Source organism: Larkinella punicea (assembly GCF_003334855.1).
Lineage (GTDB): Bacteria > Bacteroidota > Bacteroidia > Cytophagales > Spirosomataceae > Larkinella > Larkinella punicea.
Map to the genome: position 1 here is coordinate 22,459 of NZ_QOWE01000032.1, position 22,098 is coordinate 44,556.

Annotated in this window: 17 protein-coding genes; 11 read left to right on the forward strand and 6 right to left on the reverse strand. The window is 52.2% G+C overall.

Annotation, left to right across the window (positions count from 1 at the left end):
* The first annotated feature begins 16 nt into the window (after positions 1 to 16).
* Together DUE52_RS28845 and DUE52_RS28850 are read left to right on the forward strand one after the other, a co-directional pair.
* Positions 17 to 4,027, forward strand: coding sequence for a non-ribosomal peptide synthetase (locus DUE52_RS28845; protein WP_229312345.1), 4,011 nt, complete (start codon positions 17 to 19; stop codon positions 4,025 to 4,027).
* A 33-nt stretch (positions 4,028 to 4,060) separates the two neighbouring features.
* Entirely contained in the window at positions 4,061 to 4,276 is a 216-nt protein-coding gene (locus tag DUE52_RS28850) for a hypothetical protein (protein ID WP_114409567.1), read from the forward strand.
* Between the two features lie 39 nt (positions 4,277 to 4,315).
* Here the strand turns inward: DUE52_RS28850 and DUE52_RS28855 are convergent, their stop codons facing one another.
* Positions 4,316 to 5,029: an MBL fold metallo-hydrolase gene (locus DUE52_RS28855; RefSeq protein ID WP_114409568.1), complete on the reverse strand. Its 714-nt coding sequence runs from the start codon at positions 5,027 to 5,029 to the stop codon at positions 4,316 to 4,318.
* A 212-nt stretch (positions 5,030 to 5,241) separates the two neighbouring features.
* On the opposite strand from DUE52_RS28855, the gene DUE52_RS28860 reads away from it, so the two are divergent.
* The 4 genes from DUE52_RS28860 to DUE52_RS28875 all read left to right on the forward strand — a co-directional run bounded on the left by DUE52_RS28860 (position 5,242) and on the right by DUE52_RS28875 (position 8,984).
* A complete protein-coding gene (locus DUE52_RS28860) occupies positions 5,242 to 5,664 on the forward strand; it encodes an OsmC family peroxiredoxin (RefSeq protein WP_114409569.1) in 423 nt (140 codons plus the stop codon).
* A gap of 234 nt (positions 5,665 to 5,898) precedes the next feature.
* Positions 5,899 to 6,732: a hypothetical protein gene (locus tag DUE52_RS28865; RefSeq protein ID WP_133299974.1), complete on the forward strand. Its 834-nt coding sequence runs from the start codon at positions 5,899 to 5,901 to the stop codon at positions 6,730 to 6,732.
* Positions 6,733 to 6,922: 190 nt separating this feature from the next.
* A complete protein-coding gene (locus DUE52_RS28870; RefSeq protein WP_114409571.1) occupies positions 6,923 to 7,381 on the forward strand; it encodes a hypothetical protein in 459 nt (152 codons plus the stop codon).
* Between the two features lie 118 nt (positions 7,382 to 7,499).
* On the forward strand, positions 7,500 to 8,984 hold the full coding sequence (locus DUE52_RS28875; RefSeq protein WP_114409572.1) for a helix-turn-helix domain-containing protein: 1,485 nt from the start codon (positions 7,500 to 7,502) through the stop codon (positions 8,982 to 8,984).
* A 63-nt stretch (positions 8,985 to 9,047) separates the two neighbouring features.
* On the opposite strand, the gene DUE52_RS28880 is transcribed toward DUE52_RS28875, so the two are convergent.
* Positions 9,048 to 10,238: an acyl-CoA dehydrogenase family protein gene (locus tag DUE52_RS28880; protein WP_114409573.1), complete on the reverse strand. Its 1,191-nt coding sequence runs from the start codon at positions 10,236 to 10,238 to the stop codon at positions 9,048 to 9,050.
* A 100-nt stretch (positions 10,239 to 10,338) separates the two neighbouring features.
* Entirely contained in the window at positions 10,339 to 12,417 is a 2,079-nt protein-coding gene (locus DUE52_RS28885; protein WP_114409574.1) for a discoidin domain-containing protein, read from the reverse strand.
* Between the two features lie 364 nt (positions 12,418 to 12,781).
* Here DUE52_RS28885 and DUE52_RS28890 point away from each other — a divergent pair, with 364 nt between their 5' ends.
* The 5 genes from DUE52_RS28890 (at position 12,782) to DUE52_RS28910 (ending at position 19,958) form a co-directional block, all read left to right on the forward strand.
* Complete coding sequence (locus tag DUE52_RS28890) at positions 12,782 to 14,371, forward strand: NAD(P)/FAD-dependent oxidoreductase (protein WP_114409575.1); 1,590 nt, start codon at positions 12,782 to 12,784, stop codon at positions 14,369 to 14,371.
* The gene (locus tag DUE52_RS28895) at positions 14,364 to 15,002 is read left to right on the forward strand and encodes an NUDIX hydrolase (protein ID WP_114409576.1); all 639 of its coding nucleotides are present in this window, start codon (positions 14,364 to 14,366) and stop codon (positions 15,000 to 15,002) included. The genes DUE52_RS28890 and DUE52_RS28895 overlap by 8 nt, the downstream gene beginning before the upstream one ends.
* 341 nt (positions 15,003 to 15,343) lie before the next feature.
* Positions 15,344 to 18,004 carry a DNA gyrase/topoisomerase IV subunit A gene (locus DUE52_RS28900; RefSeq protein ID WP_114409577.1) on the forward strand — a complete coding sequence of 887 codons (2,661 nt, stop codon included), beginning with the start codon at positions 15,344 to 15,346 and terminating at the stop codon, positions 18,002 to 18,004.
* A 1-nt stretch (position 18,005) separates the two neighbouring features.
* On the forward strand, positions 18,006 to 18,713 hold the full coding sequence (locus tag DUE52_RS28905; RefSeq protein WP_170315713.1) for a SanA/YdcF family protein: 708 nt from the start codon (positions 18,006 to 18,008) through the stop codon (positions 18,711 to 18,713).
* A 132-nt stretch (positions 18,714 to 18,845) separates the two neighbouring features.
* A complete protein-coding gene (locus tag DUE52_RS28910) occupies positions 18,846 to 19,958 on the forward strand; it encodes a DKNYY domain-containing protein (protein ID WP_114409578.1) in 1,113 nt (370 codons plus the stop codon).
* Here the strand turns inward: DUE52_RS28910 and DUE52_RS28915 are convergent.
* From DUE52_RS28915 to DUE52_RS28925, 3 genes are read right to left on the reverse strand one after another with little or no spacing between them, the layout of a single operon-like run.
* Positions 19,953 to 20,708, reverse strand: coding sequence for a DUF2490 domain-containing protein (locus DUE52_RS28915; RefSeq protein ID WP_229312347.1), 756 nt, complete (start codon positions 20,706 to 20,708; stop codon positions 19,953 to 19,955). The genes DUE52_RS28910 and DUE52_RS28915 overlap by 6 nt on opposite strands.
* Entirely contained in the window at positions 20,659 to 21,321 is a 663-nt protein-coding gene (locus DUE52_RS28920) for a DUF4956 domain-containing protein (RefSeq protein WP_114409579.1), read from the reverse strand. Before DUE52_RS28920 ends, DUE52_RS28915 begins: the two co-directional genes overlap by 50 nt.
* Positions 21,287 to 22,093 (reverse strand): polyphosphate polymerase domain-containing protein, encoded by an 807-nt coding sequence (locus DUE52_RS28925; RefSeq protein WP_114409580.1) that lies wholly within the window; start codon positions 22,091 to 22,093, stop codon positions 21,287 to 21,289. Before DUE52_RS28925 ends, DUE52_RS28920 begins: the two co-directional genes overlap by 35 nt.
* Positions 22,094 to 22,098 lie beyond the last annotated feature (5 nt).

The following is a 22,098-nucleotide window of genomic DNA, read 5'->3' on the forward strand; positions in this document are numbered from 1 at the left end:
GGTAGCAAATTTTACGATGCCTAAAACGATAGCGGTTGATTTTGACCCTTTTGCCGGTCCCGAAATTGCGCAAACAGCACCGTCTACCGGGCCGCAAACCGAGATTTGGATCGCTTGTCTGCTGGGGGGGGATAATGCCAACCGATCCTATAATCTAACGAACTCGCTGCGGTTGGAAGGGGCATTGGATCGCCGGGCCATGACCCAGGCGGTTCAGGCGGTGGTTGACCGACATGACTCTTTACGGTCCGTCGTCAGTCCCAATGGCGAACACATCTACGTCTATAAAGAGCTGAGAATTGAAATTCCCTATCAGGATCTTTCCCGCAACCCGGCCGCCCAGAAAGACCGCTTGCTCGCTGACTATCTGGAGCAGGACACGATGCATGTATTTGACCTGTTGCAGGGTCCCTTACTGAAAGTGGGTCTGTTCAAGGTATCGGAAAATGTACATGAACTGGTGCTGACCACGCACCACATCATCAGCGATGGCTGGTCGATGGGCGTCATTCTGAACGATTTGAGCGTATTTTATTCGAGTTTTGTCAACGGCACCCTTCCCGATTTACCCGAAGCGCCTTCGTTTGCGGAATATGCCACCCGGCAGTTTCAGTATCTGAGCAGTGATGACTACCTCCGGACGGAAGCGTTCTGGGTGAATCTGTACAAAAAGAAGATACCGGTTTTTGACCTGCCCACCGATTTCCCCAGACCAGCCTCCCGCACCTTCGACTGCCACCGCCTGGATTATACGCTCGAACCGGCCCTGGTGACCGCCGTCCGGAAAGTGGCCGCAAAAGCCGGGTGCAGCTTTGCCACCACCCTGCTGGCGGCTTTTGAGGTATTGATTCACCGGTTGACCGGGCAGAATGATGTGATCATCGGTTTACCGACGGCCGGCCAATCCATCACGGATTATCAGCAATTGGCGGGACATTGTGTCAATTTGTTGCCCTTGCGCAGCCAGATCGAAACGGGCCTCGGTTTTTCTGACTTTTTAAAACAGTGTAAAAAATCGGTTCTCGATGCGCATGAGCACCAGCGCCTGACGTTTGGCAGTCTATTGAGAAAGCTGAACGTTCCCAGAGATATTTCCAGGGTGCCGCTGGTGCCGATCATCTTTAATTTTAATCGAAAAGACGGCGATTTTAGCTTTGTCGGCCTCTCCCACCGGGTCGTTTACCAACCCAAAAAGTACGAAAATTTCGAGCTGTTTCTGGATGTCAGTGGCGACGATCAGGCACTCATGCTGAATTGGACGTATAACACCGGGTTGTACAAGGCGGAGACCATCGATCAGATGATGAGCGGATTGGTTCGGATTCTGGAAACCGTGGTGGCCGATGCATCCATTGCCATTCGTGACATCGATTACAAAGCCGGGAAACCGCTGAAAAAAAATTGGGTTCCATTAAACTATACCAAAACCGATTACCCCTATCATACACCGACACAGACCCTGATTGCCCAAACCGCCCGACAGCAGCCGGATAAAATAGCACTCGTCTTTAACCGGCAAAAAATAAGCTACCGGCTGTTGAACGAAACGGCCAACCAGCTTGCCCGCTACCTGACCCAACAAGGCGTTCAGCGCGGAGACATCGTTGGCATTATGCTCGATCGGTCGCCGGAAATGGTCATGATTCTGCTGGCGGTTCTGAAAGCTGGTGCCGCCTATCTGCCGCTGGACCCCGACTACCCCGCGGATCGTCTGCAGTTTATGCTGGAAGACGCGTCGGCCAAAACGCTGATTACCTCTGAAAAATACCACCACTACCTGAATACGGACACCCCGGAAATTCACCTGGAGACCGCGTTACGGGAGTCAAAAAACCATTCAAAAGAGGAGCCGGAACAAGTTGTGGAAGGGAACGACCTGGCGTATGTTCTCTATACCTCCGGCTCTACGGGCAAACCCAAGGGCGTGCTCATCGAACACCACAACCTGGTGAATTTCCTCTGGAGTATGATCCAGCAGCCCGGCATCACGCCGAACGATACCGTTCTGGCGATCACCACCATTTCCTTCGATATTGCCGGCCTTGAACTGTTTCTGCCCCTGATTGTGGGTGCTTCCATCCGGCTGGCCGATCAAGCCACCGCCCGCGATGGCCGGGCCTTACGCGAACTGATCGAAACCCAGACCGTCACCATCATGCAGGCCACCCCCGCCACCTGGCGGATGGTGCTCGATTCGGGTTGGGACAAACCCCTGCCGCTGAAAGTGCTGTGTGGGGGCGAACCGCTGGCACCGGACCTGGCCGATAAGCTCATCGAAAAAACCGATGAGCTCTGGAACGTATACGGGCCAACAGAAACCACGGTCTGGGGCACCCTGAAGCACGTCCGGAAGGGCGAACCGATTACGATCGGCCATCCCATCCACAACACCTGGGTCTACATCCTGGATGAACAGCAGCAGCCGGTTGCCGACGGCGAAATAGGGGAACTGTGGATTGGTGGCGCGGGGGTAGCGCGGGGGTATCTGAACCGCCCCGAGTTGACGCAGGAGCGGTTTGTGGCCGATCCGTTTGTGGGAACGCCGGGAGGCCGGATGTACCGCACCGGCGATCTGGGGCGGTTACTGGAAAACGGCGAAATCCTCTGCCTGGGCCGCATCGACCATCAGGTAAAAATCCGAGGACACCGCATCGAACTCGGCGAAATTGAGAATACCATCCATCAAATCCCGGAAATAAAAGAAGTGGTGGTCATTGCCAGGGAAGACCGCCCTGGCGACCAGCAGTTGGTGGCTTATGTCGTCTCCGAATCTCCGGAAATTAACCACGCCCTCCCGAAGGAACTGGTTCAGCAGTGGAAACAGCAGGTCCGGCAGCAGCTTCCCGACTACATGGTTCCCCGCGCATTTGTGGCACTCTCGAAATTCCCGATCACCGCCAACGGCAAAATTGACCGGAAATTACTACCCGCGCCCGCGCTGAGCGAACGGGATAATGAAACCGGTTTTATGGGTCCGCGAACGGATGTAGAAAAACTGGTGGCCGAAATCTGGACCGAGTGTTTGAAAATTGAAAACATCAGTGTGTTTGATAACTTTTTTGAACTGGGTGGCCATTCGCTGACGGCCGTACAGGTGATGAGCCTTCTGGAGAAAAAAACCGGCAAAAACCTGCCGCTGGCAACCCTCTTCGAATATTCAACGATCGAAAAACTGGCGTCGATCCTGCACATGAATGGCCGGTCGGTCACCTGGGATTCGCTGGTACCGATCAAACCGCACGGATCCAAAATTCCCCTGTACATTGTCCACGGCGCGGGCCTGCACGTGCTGCTGTTCAACACCCTGGCCTTGAGCATGGACCCCGATCAACCGGTTTATGGCTTGCAGGCCAAAGGAATCAACAGCGAGGATCAGCCGCTTGAAAGTATCGAAGAAATTGCGGCCTATTACATCGATGCCATCAGGGCCCAGAATCCGGAAGGCCCATATGCCTTAGCCGGTTATTCGTTCGGGGGGATCATCGCGTATGAAATGAGCAAACAACTCCGCAAAATGGGGAAAGAAGTAAAAATGCTCGCGATGTTCGATACATATGCCTATCAGTCCAATTTTTTCGACCCCTGGCCCGCGAAAGCCTGGCAGAACACCATCACCGCGATCAGAGAGCGGCTGTATGTGCTGACGTTACTGAAAGAAAATCCCCGGGAAACCGTAGTCAATGTAACCAAATCTATACAGAAAAAAGCAAACCGGTTTTATCGAAAAATTCGCTACAACGAAGACCATCTCAAAGTGTTCCATGGCAATTACTATAAAGTAAATGAAGCCAACGAAATCGCGTCCCGCAAGTACCGGCTGGAACCCCAGGAGATTACGGTAACCTTGTTTCGGGCTAAAAAACACAGCTATTATGTAGACGATTTTGAATACCTGGGCTGGAAACCGTTCGCTTTGAAAGGGATTACCATTCACGAAGTTCCCGGCGACCATTTCAATTTGTTTACGTCGCCCAACGACAAAGAATTTGCCCGGATCTTGCAGGAAGTTCTGGATCGCTTAACCTAACACCCGGTTTTTACCTTTTCACTTCGGTAGACGATGGCCATCATTACGAATCTTGATCCCGAACGAAGAATTCTACCCCACGGAACCCTCTTGGTCGAAGAAGTTTCGATGGACGAGGAGGTTTGGTGTGCGGTGGAAGAATTTCTGGAGAAAAACGGGAAAGTCAATGAACTGTATTTAAATACGAATTTCCACATCAACACCGAAGGCAAGTGTATCGTGCATTTGTCGAAGAAAGCCTCGGCTTGAGGGCGGAGATGCGGGCGGTTTGGCGTTCAGACTCCGGCCTTAACGCCACTGCATCAGGGCCGAATTCAGTGCTTCTTCGACCCGTCGGCGGGGTTTGTGAAAATAGATCATGCCGTGACCAGGCAGCATCAGATCGGTGTCCACTTTGGCAAACCGGCGCAGCGACTCCGTGTAGCTCTTTTTGTCGAAATCAATGGAGCCACTCCAGCCAAAATCTCCGCTCAACAGCGTCCCGATCACGTCGCCACTGATGACGACCCGCTTCTGCTCCCAGTTGAAGAGATAGGCCGTGCAACCCCGGCTGTGGCCGGGCAGGTGCATCACGTCGATTTCTACGCCCAGTAGCGGTAGTTTCTGGCCGTCGGCCACCCGTCGATCCACCGCAAAAGGCTGGAATGTTTTGTGGTAAAGATACCCGCAGCAGCGTTCGTCGCCGGAAGCAACGGCATCCGCCGTTTCGCCCAGGGCGATGAAGTGAACACCCCGCTTCTTCAGAAGGTGGCCCCCACCGGCGTGGTCGAAATGGGCATGCGTCAGGAGGCAGTACCGAATGTCGTCCGGCGAAAGATCCCAATAGCGCATGTTGGCAAAAATCTGCTCCATCGTATTCCCGCAGCCACAATCGAACAGAATCAACCCCTGCTCTGTCTTTAAAACGTACGAATTGGCATCGTTCCACAGCGCCCCCGGCTGGTCGTAGGTGATGCCGTTCAGGTCACCGCCGACCTGAAACAGATTTTTTAGGATTTGCATAGCAATTGGTTTGTCGTGGGTGAACCCGCCAGGATGTAATACGGTTTTGCCCTGCCATTCGGGCTATTCAGGATGTTTGAAAAACGAAGCATTCGCCACAATTCCACTTTGCCTTGTGAAGTCAGTATTATTTTTAGACCAAATCCTAAGTAAGTTGCCGGGCTGTCCGCAACATTTCTTACTTTTCCGGCTTAAACACAAACATCCACTTTATGGAAATCAAACGCAATGCCACCGCCCATTGGGAAGGTTCAGGCAAAGATGGTAAAGGTACCGTCAGCACCGCCAGCACCGTTCTGGACGGAACCCAATATTCTTTCAACACCCGTTTTGCCGATGGCGTAGGGACCAATCCCGAAGAACTGGCGGCTGCGGCCCACGCCGGCTGTTTTGCCATGCAACTCGCTTTTAACATCCAGGGAGCCGGTTTTACGGCCACGTTCATCGACGCCAAAGCCGTTGTTTCGCTCGACACCGCCAGCAGCAGCATCAGCAGCTCGAAGCTGACCGTGAAGGCCAGTGTTCCGGGTCTTGAGAAAGATAAATTTGACGAACTCGTCGAGCATGCCGAAAAGAACTGCCCGATTTCGAAGTTATTCAATACGGCCATCAGCGTAGACGCGACGCTGGAATAAGGTCATCTGTTTATTGCCAAACCGCCTTCTTGATTGGAATAAGAACGTTTCTTATTCCAATCAAGAAGGCGGTTTGCTTTTCGGGGCCACATAAGCGGATTAACAACCAATTAATACAATTATTATCATTTTTAATTTTATTTATAACACATTCCAACGATTACGAATAAAAACATGTCTATCTGTAAAAATCTATATCTATCCCTTACTTAATCTTTTTGTCCTATGCACTCCATGTACCGCTTCCTACTGCCCACTTGTTTTATCTTCCTGCTTGGATCCTGCACCGTTCAGGATCACCTGAATCCCGAAGAGTCGAACCCGTGCCGGGTTAGTTATACGCTGAATCGACTGGATACCTACCTGATACCACCCGGAGAAACCGTCACCCTGGGGCAGCAAGTAACCGGCATTTCCGGAAGTTATTTTATAGTAGCTGATATTCTGGATCTCAATGGTCAGCAATATGCCGTAAATGGTAAATCCGAAGATTTACGATCGGGTGGTGAAGAAAGCAATGCTGCCTTTGAGTATGATTCGCAGGGAAGGCTTTCAAAGGCCGTCATTCGCTACCGGAGACCGACCGCTACCATCACCACCGCCTACGAGTACCTTTCACCTACGGAACTCCAGATAACCCAAACCGATGATTACGGGCATTATCCGGTTCCCCCTTCCTTTACCAAAATAGTGCCCCTGAATAGCCTGGGCCTGGTAATCGACCCTAACGTAACCTACGATGCCGAAGGATATGTTATCCGGCGGGGCTCCACCAACTACAACATCGTGAACGGAAACAATGTTGGCAACGATGCCGAGCGGTATGAATACGATCTGACCAAACCCAACCCGATCCCAAATCCATTTTTTTTCTACGGTAAAAAAGATAAAAATCTTCGCACTGATATCATTTCACTCGACACCAGCACAAAAATCGAGTTCGATCTGAAGTATATTTATGACGAGCAGGGAAATCTAAAGTATGACATTCTGATGTTTAATTATCCCGATACCGATCCCCGGGTGCGCGTTCATATCAACAAATACGAATGGAGTTGCCCGCAATAGCGCTGGCGCAGTATCCCCCCTCCCCGTCGTCTTTGGCGGATACCTGGAACACGATTAATTTTCATTGAATATTCCCATTTCTGGCGTATCATTTGTGGTAGAATATATTAGACAGGCCATCGATTTCGTTCTATAGCGAAATGACCTATTATCTATGTATTTTCAACCATTGAAAAACCTAAAGGGCACAATGAGACTCATCGTCGTTTTTTTCATCCTCGTAGTGGGTATATCTTCCTGTAAAAAAAGCGATTCTGAAGCGGATAATGTCGATCCAAGAGAACAGTATTACGGAACCTACGACATTGATTATTCGTCAAAAACCATCATCGGATCCATCGATTTTAATGAAGACAGCGGCAAGGGCGTCCTGACCTTCAGCAAGGGAGACGCTTCGAATGAATTGAAAATGACCACCGAATTTCCGGGTTTCAGCACGGCAACGGATGTCGTTAAACTGGATGGAACCAAGTTTACAGTTAACCGAACCCGCGACCAGATGACGCTGGGCAACAAACAATATGATGCCGAATTCCTCGGTTCAGGCCTGTTTGAAGGCAAGTTGGTCACCGTCACCTCAGTTACGACCCTGAACCAAAATGGCACCGTAGCCAAATGGACGCGTTCGTATAAAGGAATGAGACGATAATCCCGCTTCATTTTACAGAAAGTCCACCCGGTATAAATCGAACCGGGTGGACTTTTTTGTTTACCGACGTTTTTAGCGGTATTTTTACTTCCATCACAACCTTAACCTCACCGACTCAGTGGCTGTCTATACCGACCATATCCGCCTGCTTTTTGGACTGAAATTAAAACAGATTCGGTTGGATAAAGGGTTATCGATCAGTGAACTGGGACAAATTTCCGGGCTTTCGGTTTCATATCTGACCGAAATCGAAAAAGGCCGAAAATACCCCAAAACGGACAAAATTGCCGCCCTCGCCAAGGCGATGGACGTGGACTACGACACGCTGGTTTCGCTCAAACTCAGCAAGAAACTCGAACCCATTTCCGAACTGCTTCGCTCCCGGTTTTTAACCGAAATCCCGCTCGAACTCCTGGGCATCGACCCCTCCGATCTGCTGGAATTGCTGGCAGAAGCCCCCGCCAAAGTCAGTGCCATGATTTCGACGGTGATGAACATCGGGCGGAGTTACCACGTCAGTGTCGAAAGGCTTTACATGGCGGTGTTGCGGTCGTACCAGGAAATGCACGATAACTATTTTGAAGACATCGAGCAGGATGGCGACCGGTTTTTGACGGAGTTTGCCTCAAGCCATTCGCTGGTCGATGAGAGCCTGTTAAGCAGCCTGTTACGAACCCGGTATAATTATAAAATCGTGAATTTTAGCCGGGAAAGCCACCCGGAACTGGCGGCCCTGCGCTCCGTTTTTCGCCCGGAATCCGGCACGCTATACCTCAACAGCCATTTGTCGATTGAACAAAAAACGTTCATTCTGGCCCGCGAAGTGGGATTTCAATACCTCAATCTGAAAATCCGGCCCTATACCTACTCATACGTGGAAGTGGAGTCGTTTGAGCAGATTCTCAACAACTACAAAGCGTCTTATTTTGCCGGAACGATTCTGATTCGGCGGACGGATCTGATCACGCGGTTACAGGCCATTTTCGACCAGACCAACTGGAGCAACGAAGCCTTTCTCAACCTGATTCAGTCCTTCAACGCCACACCCGAGCGGTTTTTCTACCGGCTCAGCAATCTGCTTCCCAAATACTTCGGCATCGATCAGTTGTTTTTTTACCGGTTTAACAATACCGCCGGGCAAACCAATTTCCACCTGACCAAAGAAATGCACCTGACCCGCCAACAGGGGCCGAAAAGCATGGTCGATGAGCATTACTGCCGCCGTTGGGTGGCCCTGACCATTCTGCAGGAACTGGCATTTCTGCAAAAAAACAAAAACCACGTGGGGGCCTTGTGCCAGGCCCAGCTTTCGACCTACGCCGATACGGGCAACACCTTCCTGATTGTGTCGGTCGCCCAGCCCTATCAGCCTCACCAGCAGCAGAATATGAGTGTGTCGATGTGTTTTAAAATGACCGACACGCTCAAAAGTAAAATGCGGTTTTTAAATCCCACATCCCCCAATATCTCCCAGCGCATCGTCAACGAAGCCTGCGAACGCTGCGGTATTTTCGACTGCCGCGAACGCGTGGCCGCCCCCACCGGATTGCAGAAAAAGCGCCAGGTCGATGCGATGAAAAAGGCGCTGGAGGAGTTGAAATAGTTATGAGTTAAGAATTAAAAGTAGAATGCGTCAGCCAACTCATAACTCTTCACTCATAACTCTTCACTTAAAAGCCGCTATGCCTGTGATTTCGTTGCCCAGAATCAAGAGGTGAATGTCGTGCGTTCCCTCGTAGGTGACCACGGATTCCAGGTTCATGAGGTGGCGCATGATGGGATAGTCGCCCGAAATGCCCATGGCTCCGTGAATCTGCCGGGCTTCCCGAACCACGTTCAGGGCCATTTCGACGTTGTTCCGCTTGGCCATCGAAATCTGCGCCGTAGTCGCTTTTCCTTCGTTTTTCAACACGCCTAGCCGCCAGCAGATCAACTGCGCCTTCGTGATTTCGGTGAGCATCTCGGCCAGTTTTTTCTGCACCAGTTGAAAAGCCGCAATGGGTTTTCCAAACTGCTGCCGTTCCAGCGCATACCGCCGGGCGGAGTCGTAACAATCCATAGCCGCGCCAACCACGCCCCAGGCAATTCCGTACCGCGCCTGATCGAGGCATCGCAGCGGACTTTTCATGCCGTTGCTGTCGGGCAGCAGGTTTTCCTTCGGCACTTTCACATCCTGAAACACCAGTTCACCCGTCGCACTGGCTCGCAGCGACCATTTGTGGTGAATTTCGGGCGTCGAAAAGCCTTCCATTCCGCGTTCGACCAGCAGACCCCGAACGCGGCCCTGCTCGTTTTTCGCCCAGACCACGGCCAGATCAGCCACCGGCGAATTGGTGATCCACAATTTGGAACCGTTGAGCAAATAATGGTCGCTGTGTTCCGTGAAGGCAGTTTGCATACCGGCGGGGTTGGAACCGTGGTCGGGTTCGGTCAGGCCAAAACAGCCCAGCCATTCACCCGTCGCCAGTTTCGGCAGATACTTCCGTTTTTGTTCCTCGGAGCCAAACGCATGAATCGGCCACATCACCAGCGAGCTTTGCACCGAAACGCAGGAGCGCATGCCCGAATCACCCCGCTCGATTTCCTGCATCATCAGACCGTACGAAATGGCATCGAGCCCGCCCCCGCCGTATTCCGCCGGAATGGTGGGTCCAAACGCACCGATTTCGCCAAACTTTCGGGGCATCTCGGCCGGAAAAACCGCCCGCTGGGCGCACTCTTCGATAATCGGACTGATTTCCCGGTTCACGAAAGCCCGCATGGCCGACCGGACCAGCTTCTGATCGTCCGTCAGCAGTTCGTCGATCCCGTAAAAATCCGGTGCTTCAAAATCGGTGGTGTTGTGAATTGCTGGCATAGTGTGTCTTGCCCCATAAACCTGTCAGGTCTTGAAGACCTGACAGGTTTATGGGTGGTTTATGGCTCCAAACAGGTTTTACGTTTTCGATTTCGTCACCTTACCTGACGATGACCCCAACCTCAGCCGCCGACGCCCAGTGTTCGTTTTCATTCACCGATGAAAGTGCCACCAGTTTGATGAATTTTGCGGTCTGAGGAGCCGGAAAAGCCACCTCCTGTTTTACCGGATTGTTTTTAATGTTGGCAAAAGAACGATTTTCCAACACCGGTTTCCAGTAGGTTCCGTTTTCGCTTACGTAAAAACTATACTGGTAAATCGTGCCGCCCGATTGGCCATCCTGCCGGGGGGTGTAGGTAAACCCTTTCAAATTCAGACTTTCGCCCAGATTGACGACCAACTCGTGCGGATGTTTCCTGCTGCCCTCCTGCCGGGCGGTTTGCCAGACAGTGCCGGGGTTCGAATCAATGGCCCGGCTGGCTGAATTCCGGCTGCTTTCATCACCAACAACCGACCAGTTGGCGGGAGCCAGATCGAACGAAGCCGGGATGGTTTCCGACGCTTCCGCGCCATTTTTGATAAAAGCTTTTGCCTTGATTGTACCACCTTTGGCGTAGTTGAATGGGGCCGAATAGCGCGCTGATGCCAGCGTTGGCTCCGTTCCGTCCGTGGTGTACCGAATAACGGGATCGGCAACTTCCGACGTGATCGTCACCAAACCCTGTTTGCTCCGGGCAATTTCGGGGTTCGACAACAGCTCCGGTGCTTTGTAAATACCGACCGACGACAGCACCGGGCAGGCGTTGGCGTCGAGAATCGTGACCCGCACTTTGGCGGTTTTCAGCGTCGGGAAAACCAGAATCCGTTTGTAGCCAATGGTCGTTTGCTGGTCGATGGTTTCGAACCGGTTGCCATTCCAGGCTTCCACTTTGAACGACTTGACGCGTTGCCCGAGCGGGATGTATTCCTGCAACACCACGCGGTTGATTTCGGTCGGTTTTCCCAGGTCAACCACAAACGAAGCCTGCCGAACGGCGTCATCCGTCGTCCAGTAGGTGTCGTAGTTGCCATCCAGCAAATTACCGGCCGCAAACTGTTTATCTTTTCCCCGGACTGTAGACGCCGTCACGGTTTTTCCAAGAGCCAGGTTCGTCTTGAAGGAAGCATCGACGGTTTTCCGGAATTCCATCAGCCGCGTCGAGTCGTTGGGATGAATCAGGCCTTCGCGCGAAACCGGCACATTCAGCAGTAGATTGCCGTTGCGGCCCACCGACGAATAATAAATCTTCATCAGGTGCGTCAGGGTTTTCACGCGGTCGTCGGTGTCAGGACTGTAAAACCAGCCCGGCCGAATCGACACATCCACCTCCGCCGGAATCCAGTATTTGCCGTTTTCATTGCCGGTATTCAACACCTGCGTGGAGGGCGCGGCACTGCCCATGCCAAAACCGTCGGTGTTCAGCGTCGACCAGTTGGTTTCACCGGCGATACCGGATTCGTTCCCCATCCACCGGCAACCCGGACCTATATCACTGAAAATGATGGCCTTCGGCTGGTGTTTGAACACCACGCCCCGGAACAGATCCCAGTCGTATTCGTGGCGTTTTCCGTTCGGCCCTTCGCCGTTGGCCCCATCGAACCACTGTTCAAACACGTCGCCATAGCTGCTCAGTACCTCATCGAGCGTGTTGGCAAAAATCTGATTGTACTCCGGTGTGCCATAAGCGGGGTGGTTGCGGTCCCAGGGCGAGAGGTAGACGCCAAATTTCAACCCGTATTCTTTGCAGGCAGCGGACAACTCGCGCAGGACATCGCCCTGGCCGTTTTTCCAGGCACTTTCCCGCACCGTATGTTTGCTGAATTTGCTCGGCCACAGGCAAAAACCGTCGTGGTGTTTGGCCGTGATGATGATGGCCTTCATGCCAGCCGCCTTGGCGGTTTTGGCCCATTGGCGGGCATCCAGACGCGATGGATTGAAGACTTTCGGATCTTCGTCGCCGTGTCCCCATTCCTTGTTGGTAAACGTGTTCGGACCAAAATGGATGAACATGTAATATTCCATTTGCTGCCACTGCACCTGCTGGGGAGTCGGCAGGGCACCGTAGGGCGCGGGGGGCGCAGTCTTTTGCGCATTGACGCTTAACGCACTGAGTAATCCTAAATAAAGAATTTTTTTCATTGATAAGAGATTGACATCATGCCCACCGCTGTCAGCGCCGGGCCGACGAATCGGTCGAAGACCCTGACCGCGGTGGCAAACCGGGTTACTTGTTTTTCAAACACTCATGGAGCTTTTGACTGATCAAACACTCCTGAAAGGTTGGTAAAAGTAGTGCGGTTTTTATCAATTCATTACTTAGGTGACTGGTTTTTTCAATGCGGCATTTTGGATCGCAAAAGCCACCACGGTCAGGATCTTCGACCGCTGACCGGGTTACATTCGCTTATTTGACTAATTTTACCAAAAAATACCTAAATAATATAAGAAATACCTGCGAACCCGGAACACGGTGGTGTTGTTGATAAAGCAGGAATTTTCATGTATGATTCATTCGCTTTCGTTAACCCTCGAACCCGATATTGCCCTGGATGATGCGGCTTTCGAGCGGGAAGTCTATAACCGTTTATTGATTCCGTCGGATCTGCTGACCGGAGCGGAACCCGAACGTCCTGTTGTTCGGAAACTGCGCCAGTCCATCGACGCCCGATCCCGGCACGTCAAAGTTCATATCGATGCCGAAGTGTACGTCGGCGAAAAACCGCATCCCCTGATTGCCTACCAACGCACGTATCCGAACGTCAGCAATGCCCGGCAGGTGGTGGTGGTTGGGGCCGGTCCGGCGGGGCTTTTTGCGGCACTGCGGCTGGTCGAACTCGGGATCAAACCGGTGGTGCTGGAACGCGGCAGCGATGTCCGGACCCGTCGGCGCGACCTGGCAGCCATCAACAAAGAGCACGTTGTCAATCCCGAATCCAATTACTGCTTTGGCGAAGGCGGTGCCGGAACCTATTCCGACGGCAAGCTCTATACCCGCTCCAAAAAACGGGGCGATGTTCGCCGGATTCTCGAAATTCTGGTCGCCCACGGGGCCACGGAACAGATTCTGGTCGATGCCCATCCGCACATTGGTACCAACAAACTGCCCGATGTGGTGATGGCGCTGCGGCAAAGCATTCTCGATGCGGGGGGCGAAATCCGGTTTGATACCCGCATGGTCGATTTGCTGGTTGAACAAAATGAAATCAAGGGCGTTGTTACTGACCGGGGCGAGGAAGTAACCGGCCTGGGGGTCATTCTGGCCACCGGCCATTCTGCGCGGGATGTGTTTGCCCTGTTGCAGCAGAAAGGTATCACCATCGAAAGCAAACCGTTTGCGATGGGCGTCCGGATCGAGCACCAGCAGTCATTCATCGACCAGGTGCAGTACCACCGCCCGAATCGGGGAGATTACCTGCCGGCGGCATCGTACAGTCTGGTCACACAAACCCGGCACAAAGGCATCGAGCGGGGCGTTTTTTCGTTCTGCATGTGTCCGGGTGGCTTCATTGTGCCAGCCGCCACCGCACCGGGCGAACTGGTGGTCAATGGCATGTCGCCTTCGCGCCGGGATTCTAAATTTGCGAATTCGGGCCTGGTGGTAGCCATTCACGAAAACGATTTGAAAAAATACCGGGAATACGGCCCGCTGGCCGGTTTGCAATACCAGAAAGAACTCGAACAACGCGCCTGTCAGTTGGCCGGGGGCGATCAAACCGCTCCGGCCCAACGGGTTTCGGATTTTGTCAACGGGCGTGTTTCCAACAGTCTGTTGCCAACGTCCTACCAACCCGGTCTGAAAGCGGCCGATATGAGTACGGTGTTGCCGGAAGCCATTGCCGGCCCTCTGAAAGCCGGTTTGAAACAGTTCGGCCTGTCGATGCGTGGATATGTTACGAATGACGCCCAATTGATTGGAGTGGAAAGCCGGACGTCGTCGCCCGTTCGGATTCCGCGGCAACCCGACACGCTCGAACACGTGCAGATTGGGCGGCTGTTTCCGTGTAGTGAAGGAGCCGGGTACGCGGGCGGCATTGTGTCGGCGGCTATGGACGGTGAAAAATGTGCTGAACAACTGATTAAACGCTATGGTTGATCCTTCGTTTCATAGCTTCGCCAGCGCCCTGCGGGAACGACTGGCCGAACCACTGCCCGGCCCGGATGCCCACCTGAAAATGGCAGCCCGGTCGCGTTTGCGAATGGCCATGCAACCGAACGAACGGACCCGGCGGAGTGCCGTCCTGATTGTCTTTTATCCCTACCAGAATTCAATTTTTTTACCCCTGATTTTGCGACCCCAGTACGATGGTGTTCACGCCGGGCAAATGGCCTTTCCCGGAGGCCGCATGGAACGTACCGACGAAAGTCTGATTCGGACGGCCCTGCGGGAAGCTCAGGAAGAAGTCGGCATTCGGGTGACGGATGTGAAGGTGTTGGGCAAACTGACCGAGATCTACATTCCCCCCAGCAATTTCTACGTCCAGCCCGTGGTGGGCATCCTCCCCTACCGCCCGGATTTCTACCCCGACCCGCGCGAAGTCGAACACGTTGTCGAGGTATCGTTAGACGAACTGATGGACGAAAGCATCATCGGCGAAAACGGTATTGAAATCAAAGGCACCCTCATCGACGCTCCTTTTTACCAGATTCAGGGTTTCAAAGTATGGGGCGCAACCGCCATGATGATCAGCGAATTGCTGACGGTTATTCATTCCGTTCCGAAGTAAAATAGTGAAATCCGATCTGGAATTCTATTTGAAAATTATTATATTTGTGATATAAGTATCATATACCCTGGATCGCCAAATGAATACGACCGAAACCTTTGCAAAACCGGGAATTGTGCCTTTCTAGGCCTGACTGAAAAACCGGCACCTCTTTTGTTCTTTTTTGCCCGGCGACGTAAAGACACGTCTCGAAAACGGCCTAAATCCCGCATTTTGCTTCAATCGGGCCTGTTTTCTTGAAAACTATTGTATCTTTATGAAGCTATCGACGGAGCCATTCCACCCGCCGACCCAATCAAAACGATAGCATTTACCATTGATTTTTATCTGTATCCATTCGAATGAGCGAAATTCTGGACCCAACTGATTTACCGGAAGATCAAAATGAAAACACCCTCCACCAGCAAACCGTGGTGTCGGGCCTTTACGAAAACTGGTTTTTAGAGTACGCATCCTACGTCATCCTGGAGCGGGCCGTTCCGGCCGTTGAAGACGGTCTGAAGCCGGTGCAACGCCGGATTCTGCACGCCCTGAAAGAAATGGACGACGGGCGCTTCAACAAAGTGGCCAACGTCATCGGCCAAACCATGCAGTATCACCCGCACGGTGATGCCTCGATTGGTGATGCGCTGACGACCATCGGCCAGAAAAATCTGGTGTTCGACACGCAGGGCAACTGGGGCGACATCCGCACCGGCGACGGCGCGGCAGCTCCCCGCTACATCGAAGTCCGGCTCTCGAAGTTCGGTAACGACGTCATTTTTAATCCGCAGACCACTGAATGGCAATTGTCTTATGACGGCCGGAAAAAAGAACCGGTTACGCTGCCCGTTAAATTCCCGCTGCTGCTGGCGATGGGCGTGGAAGGGATTGCCGTAGGGCTTTCGACCAAAATTCTGCCCCATAACTTCATTGAACTGGTTGAAGCGTCGATCAACATTCTGAAAGACAAACCGGTCACGTTATATCCTGACTTTCTAACCGGCGGTTACATCGACGTCAGCAATTACAACGACGGTGGCCGTGGTGGCAAAGCCCGCATCCGGGCGAAAATTGAGGAATTTGACAAGAAAACGCTGATCATCCGCGAAATACCGTTCGGAACCACGACGACGTCGATCAAGGATTCGATCATCAAAGCCAACGACGACGGAAAGATCAAGATCAAGAAAGTGGAAGATCTGACGTCGAAAGATGTCGAAATTCACGTTCACCTCGCCCCCGGCGTTTCCCCCGATATTACCATCGACGCGCTCTATGCCTTCACCGAGTGTGAGGTGTCGGCGTCGCCCAATGCCTGCGTCATTATCAAGGACAAACCGCACTTTGTGACGGTGACCGACATTCTGCGGGTGAACACCCTCCAGACGGTCGACTTGCTGGAACGGGAGCTGCAAATCCGGCGGGCGGAATTGCTGGAAAAACTACTGTACAGTTCCCTCGAAAAGATTTTTATCGAAAACCGGATTTACCGCAAAATCGAAGAGTGCGAAACCTTTGAGGCCGTACTGGAAACCATCGACAAAGGGCTGAAACCGTTTAAGAAGCAATTTTACCGCGAAATTACGCAGGACGACCTGCTGCGTCTAACCGAAATCCGGATCAAGCGGATTTCGAAATACGACGGTTTCAAAGCCGAGGAATTGATGCGGAGACTGGAGCAGGAACTGGCCGAAGTGGACGACAACCTGGCGAACCTGACCCGCTACGCCATCAACTATTACCGGGATCTGCTGAAAAAATACGGCAAAGGCCGCGAGCGAAAAACTGAAATCCGGGCTTTCAACACCATTTCGGCCAACGTCGTGGCGGCTGCCAATGCCAAACTGTATGTCGACCGCGAAGGCGGTTTTGTGGGCTCCGGTCTGAAAAAGGATGAGTTTGTTTCCGACTGTTCCGACATCGACGACATCATCGTTTTCCGGCGCGATGGCAAATGTCTCGTGACCAAAATTCAGGATAAAACCTTCGTCGGCAAGGACATCATTTACTGCGCGGTTTTCAAAAAGAATGACGAGCGCAAGGTCTATAACCTGCTTTACCTCGACGGGAAATCGGGGATTACGATGGCCAAACGGTTCAGCGTCACCGCCGTCACCCGCGACCGGGAATACGACCTGACGATGGGCAATCCGAAGTCGAAAGTGCTGTGGTTTACGGCCAACGACAACGGCGAAGCCGAGGTGGTGACGATCAACCTGACGGCGCAGAGTACGGCCAAAATCAAGCAGTTCGACTACAATTTTGCGGAAGTTGGCATCAAAAACCGCTCGGCGCAGGGCAATATCCTGACCAAGTATCCGGTGCGGAAAGTAAGCCTGAAATCGGGCGGGGTTTCCACCCTCGGGGGCGTCGACATCTGGTATGACGAGCACCTCGGCCGGTTGAACCGCGACGAGCGGGGAAAATATTTAGGGAATTTCGACAACGGCATGAGCATTTTGGTGGTCTATAAAGATGGGCAGTACGAACTGACCAACTACAACCTGACCAACCGCTACGAACCGTCCGAGATTGCGGTTCTGGAGAAGTTCGACAGCGAGCGGATTCTGTCGGCCATCTATTACGAAGTCAACCAGAAATCGCATTACGTGAAGCGGTTTAAGGTTGAAACCACGACGCAGGACAAGAAATTCAGCTTCATTGGCGACACAAAAGGCTCGAAGCTGTTGGCGGTTACGGCCGACCGGTTTCCGCGTTTCGAAATTGCCCACCAGTTGAAAGACAAGGGGCCGCTCGAAAAAATGGTGCTGGAGCCCGAAGGCTTCATCGACGTGCGGGGTTGGAAGGCTTTGGGAGCGAAATTGCCGTTTGCCAAGGTGAAAGAAGTGAAATTGCTCCCTCCCCGGCGCAATAATGAGCGGGATATAGCGGAAAATACCGCGATAACGCCTAACTTAATCGTCGTGGAAGCGGAAACGGACGAACCGGTGGATGAAACACCCGAAACGGAAGACAACGGAACCGAGCCATCCGCCAAACAATTAGGCTTGTTTTCATGATATGAATCCAATGTCGTACACGACTGACCGGGAATCCGGCAATTACAAAGGAGTCAGACCCCGGGTTCGGGTGTCGCGGATGAAGCGTCTCGTTAAGGGTAGCATCACCCTGGCGTTTGTGGGCGTGACCATCGTGCTCCTTTGTAATTTCTGGGTTGTCTACAGTACCCGGAGTCAGGTCTATTTCGACATGGATTCCCTGCCTTCCAATGAAGTTGGTCTGGTGCTGGGCACCAGCAAATCCGTAAAAAGCGGGAATGAGAATCTGTTTTTCCGTTACCGGATGGAAGCCACCGCCCGGCTCTGGAAAGTGGGCAAAATCAAACACATCATCCTGAGCGGCAACAACGACTCGGAATACTACAACGAACCGTCCGACATGAAAAAAGCCCTGCTGCGGATGGGCATTCCGGAGGCCGACATGACCCTCGATTACGCCGGCTACCGCACCTTCGACTCGGTGGTTCGCTGCAAACAGGTGTTCAATCAGGACAAAATCACGATTATCTCCCAGAATTTTCACAACGCCCGCGCCCTCTACATCGGCAATCACCAGGACATCGACGCCATTGCCTTTGCCGCCCAGGACATTCCCGGCGGTTATTCGTTCCGCACCCTGATTCGCGAATACCTGGCCCGCCCCCTGGCCGTTCTGGATGTATACGTCGTGCATCCAAAACCCCAAATGGAGAATATAGAGATTCGATAGCGTCATCAATTTCTCTGGAATACGGTTAAAAACCGCGAGTTATGCGCTCAATCCCACCGGCTATTCATTTCAAATAGGTGATCGCTGAAGGCTTCTTTACCTTTGAAGTGCTTTCAAATACGCACACCAAACATGAAATTCGTCTATTTAATCCTATCGGTTCTGGGCTTCAGTTTCCTGCTCTCGTGTAAGAAATCCGGCTATGAAACGAAGAATGGCGCCGTCTACTACAAAGGCAACAAGGTCAATCTGGAAGACCTCGATTCGTTTGAGGAATTAAACTCCGTTTTTGCCCGGGATGCCGTGGCAGCTTATTACCGGGGAAGCTACATCGAAGCTCACGGAGCCAGTTTTGAAGCGCTGGACGAACATTATGCCAAAGACAAATCTACGGTTTATTACTGCGATAATTCCCTGGATGGCCAAACCTATTTTACCTCCCGGAAGAATAGCATCAAACGATTACCAAAAGCCGATGCGGCTTCTTTCGAATTGTTGTCGAATGGGTATGCCAAAGATAAATTACATGGGTATTCGAATGGCGTGCTGTTTCCGGTTCATGATATTGCTTCTCTCCAGCCCCTTGACTACAGCTTCTGCAAGGATAAAATAACCGGTTATTACGCCCTCACCATGATTCCGAACAGTGACGGGCCTTCGTTTGAAGTCGTGGGAAATAGCTTTGCCAAAGACCGAAACCAGGTTTTTTATTGCTGGATCAATTACGCCGATCCGAAGGTCCGCAACTTGCCGGTAGCTCAGGTTATTCCCGGAGCAGACCCCCAAACGTTTGCGGTTTTGGATCTTGCGTATTCCAAAGATAAAAACCGGGTATACTACAAAAATCAACCGCTAAACGGTGCCGACCCGCTCACGGCCCGGCTGGTTGAACCCAACTACCAAGACTATCTATCGGATACGACACAGGTTTTTTACCAGAACACCCTCATTTCCGAAGCGGACGGGGCCTCTTTTGAGTTGCTGAATGACTTTTATGCCCAGGATCACAAAACCGTCTTTTACCAGGATAAGCCGCTAAAAAACAGTGACCGGGCGACCTTCACCGTCCTGGAATCCGGTTACGCAAAAGACAACAAGCACGTTTATTTCGAGGGAAAAGAGGTAAAAGGAGCCGATTCGGCCAGCTTTAAATTGGTTGAAAACGTGTATAACCAGGATGCCGCTGATGCAAAACACGCATACCATGCGGGCAAAATTAAAAAACCGGGCGATGATAATTTATGAGTTGGATCCCTTCGCTACTTTTTTCTTTTTATAACCCAACTTAACCTTATACGTTACGCCAATTACCGCCCCACTGCTTTCTTCCGATCCGCTCAGGGCGGCATCTTTAAAAACCGTTACATCCAGGCTCTGTGATTTCGTTAAGTCGGCACTCACACCCGCTTTATAGCGGATTTGATCAAATTCGACGCCGACCAGATAAAATAAATCAGCGGAGATAAAAGGAGTCAGTCGGGAGGAGCTTTTATACGATAATTCGACTTTATTCCGCAAATAACTCCCGGCCGCCAACAGCCCGTCAACATCATCTTTAAACTGGTTCTGGTACCGAAGCCGGTAATCCAGTTTCAGGTTTCGCCAGATTTTATGATCGTACGTAATCTGCCCGTAAAACCGGTGGTAGGGACGGTAGTAGTAGGCATCGGTTTCCTTGTTCCACTTCCGGCGGCCCGTATAACGGTAAAAACCGCTGATTTCCCAGGATTTGTTGAGCTTGTAGGATAGCCCCGCTTCGCCGAGGAATGCCCGGGTGACCGATACATTTTCGCTGAAACGAAGCTGTGTGCTGATTTGCAGGGCAAACTTCTTGCTGAATTTTTTCTCCACACTCACCCCCGACCAGAGTCCCAAACCGGTGGTTTGTGACCAGCCCAACACGGGCAACATGATCAGCCAGACGATCAGGCCGGCCTGAAGTCGGTTAGCGGAGAAGCGAAGCGGCTGCTTTTTGAACGGATTCGTGTTTTGCATCGTCCTGGTAATAATAGATGGTGATTTGAGCGGAATCTTTGAGAAAGTCAATACCCTGAATGTCAACCCGGTGAATATCCAACCCCGTCCGGTTTTCCAGGTCCAGCAACAGATCCGGTCGCCGACCCGGCACGATCAGATCCACCCGGTCGTAGAAGACGGTTTTGCTGAATTCGCGCCGGAAAAGCCAGTTTCCCTCCAGGAGTTGCACACAAAGCAGAATCAACCCGTTGATGATCGCCAGTTGGTACCCGCTTCCCTGGCTAACCGCCGAAATCAGACCGACGGCAATCACCACGAACAGGTACGTCATGTCTTTGGCCGAAAGCCCCTCGGTCCGGTAGCGGAGCATCGAAAAAACCGCAAATAGCCCAAAAGCCGCCCCAATCGACATCTGGACCTGATTCAGCAGAAAAGTGATCAGGAAAATGATGAGGTTGAACGTAAAAAAAGTCAGGAACAGATCGGTTTTTCGGTAAATGCGGTAGTAGACCAGCCGGATCAGGACAACCACCGTAAACAGATCGAGGCCCAATCGGGTGAACACGCCATCCGGCAGGTTGGCAAATCCCGAACTGTCAGGCGTAGAGAGGTGTTGCAACAGGAGCGTCATCGGCAAGGAGTTTGTGTAATTGTTTTAATTTAGGTTTGAAAAGATTTTGCTTCAGGGTGTGGTCGAGGCTGATCAGGCCGAGGCAGTATTTGCTCAGCGAGCCTTCCCGCAGTCGGTATTGCTTCATCAGCTTCAGAAATTCCGACGCTTTCAGCGCATCCTGTTTCAGTTCGGCAATCACGACCTGCGGATAGCCGCGCTGCTGCGTTCCATTCCGAAAGCGGACATCCAGATCAATCGTCAGGCGCTCAGCCGTCGTCTGGCTGACGAGCGTCAGACGGGTATAATTCACCCACAAAACCGGCCTCAGATGGGCGGTTTCATACCCGGTATTTTGCATCAGAAAAGCCGCACTGGCTTCGTCGAAACCCATGCCGGGGCGGCTGGCGTTCGGAATGCGGGTTTTGATGGTTCGTCCCTTGTTATTTTTCAGCTTGACTTCCGTGAACGTGAGGTTCGACTGCACATAATGCCGTTGCCGGATTTTGTAGCGGTTGAGCCGCCGGGTGCGGTGATCATGGTAAAACCGCAACTCATCGGTGTCGAAATACAGCGTTTCGTAGGTGCAAAGCCGGTTGCCATCAATCTCCAGCCAGGCATAATGGGGCTGCAACGCCGTCAGCAAGTGGGGCAACTGGTGCAGGGGCAGCATGAATTTGGTATCCGTGCGGTTCATCAGCCGGACGCCCTCCATGTCGGCCAGCGCAATGGGTGCAAACGAACTCGCCTGGGCTTCGATTTCCCGGACATCGACTTGAAAAAGGGTTCGCATGGACA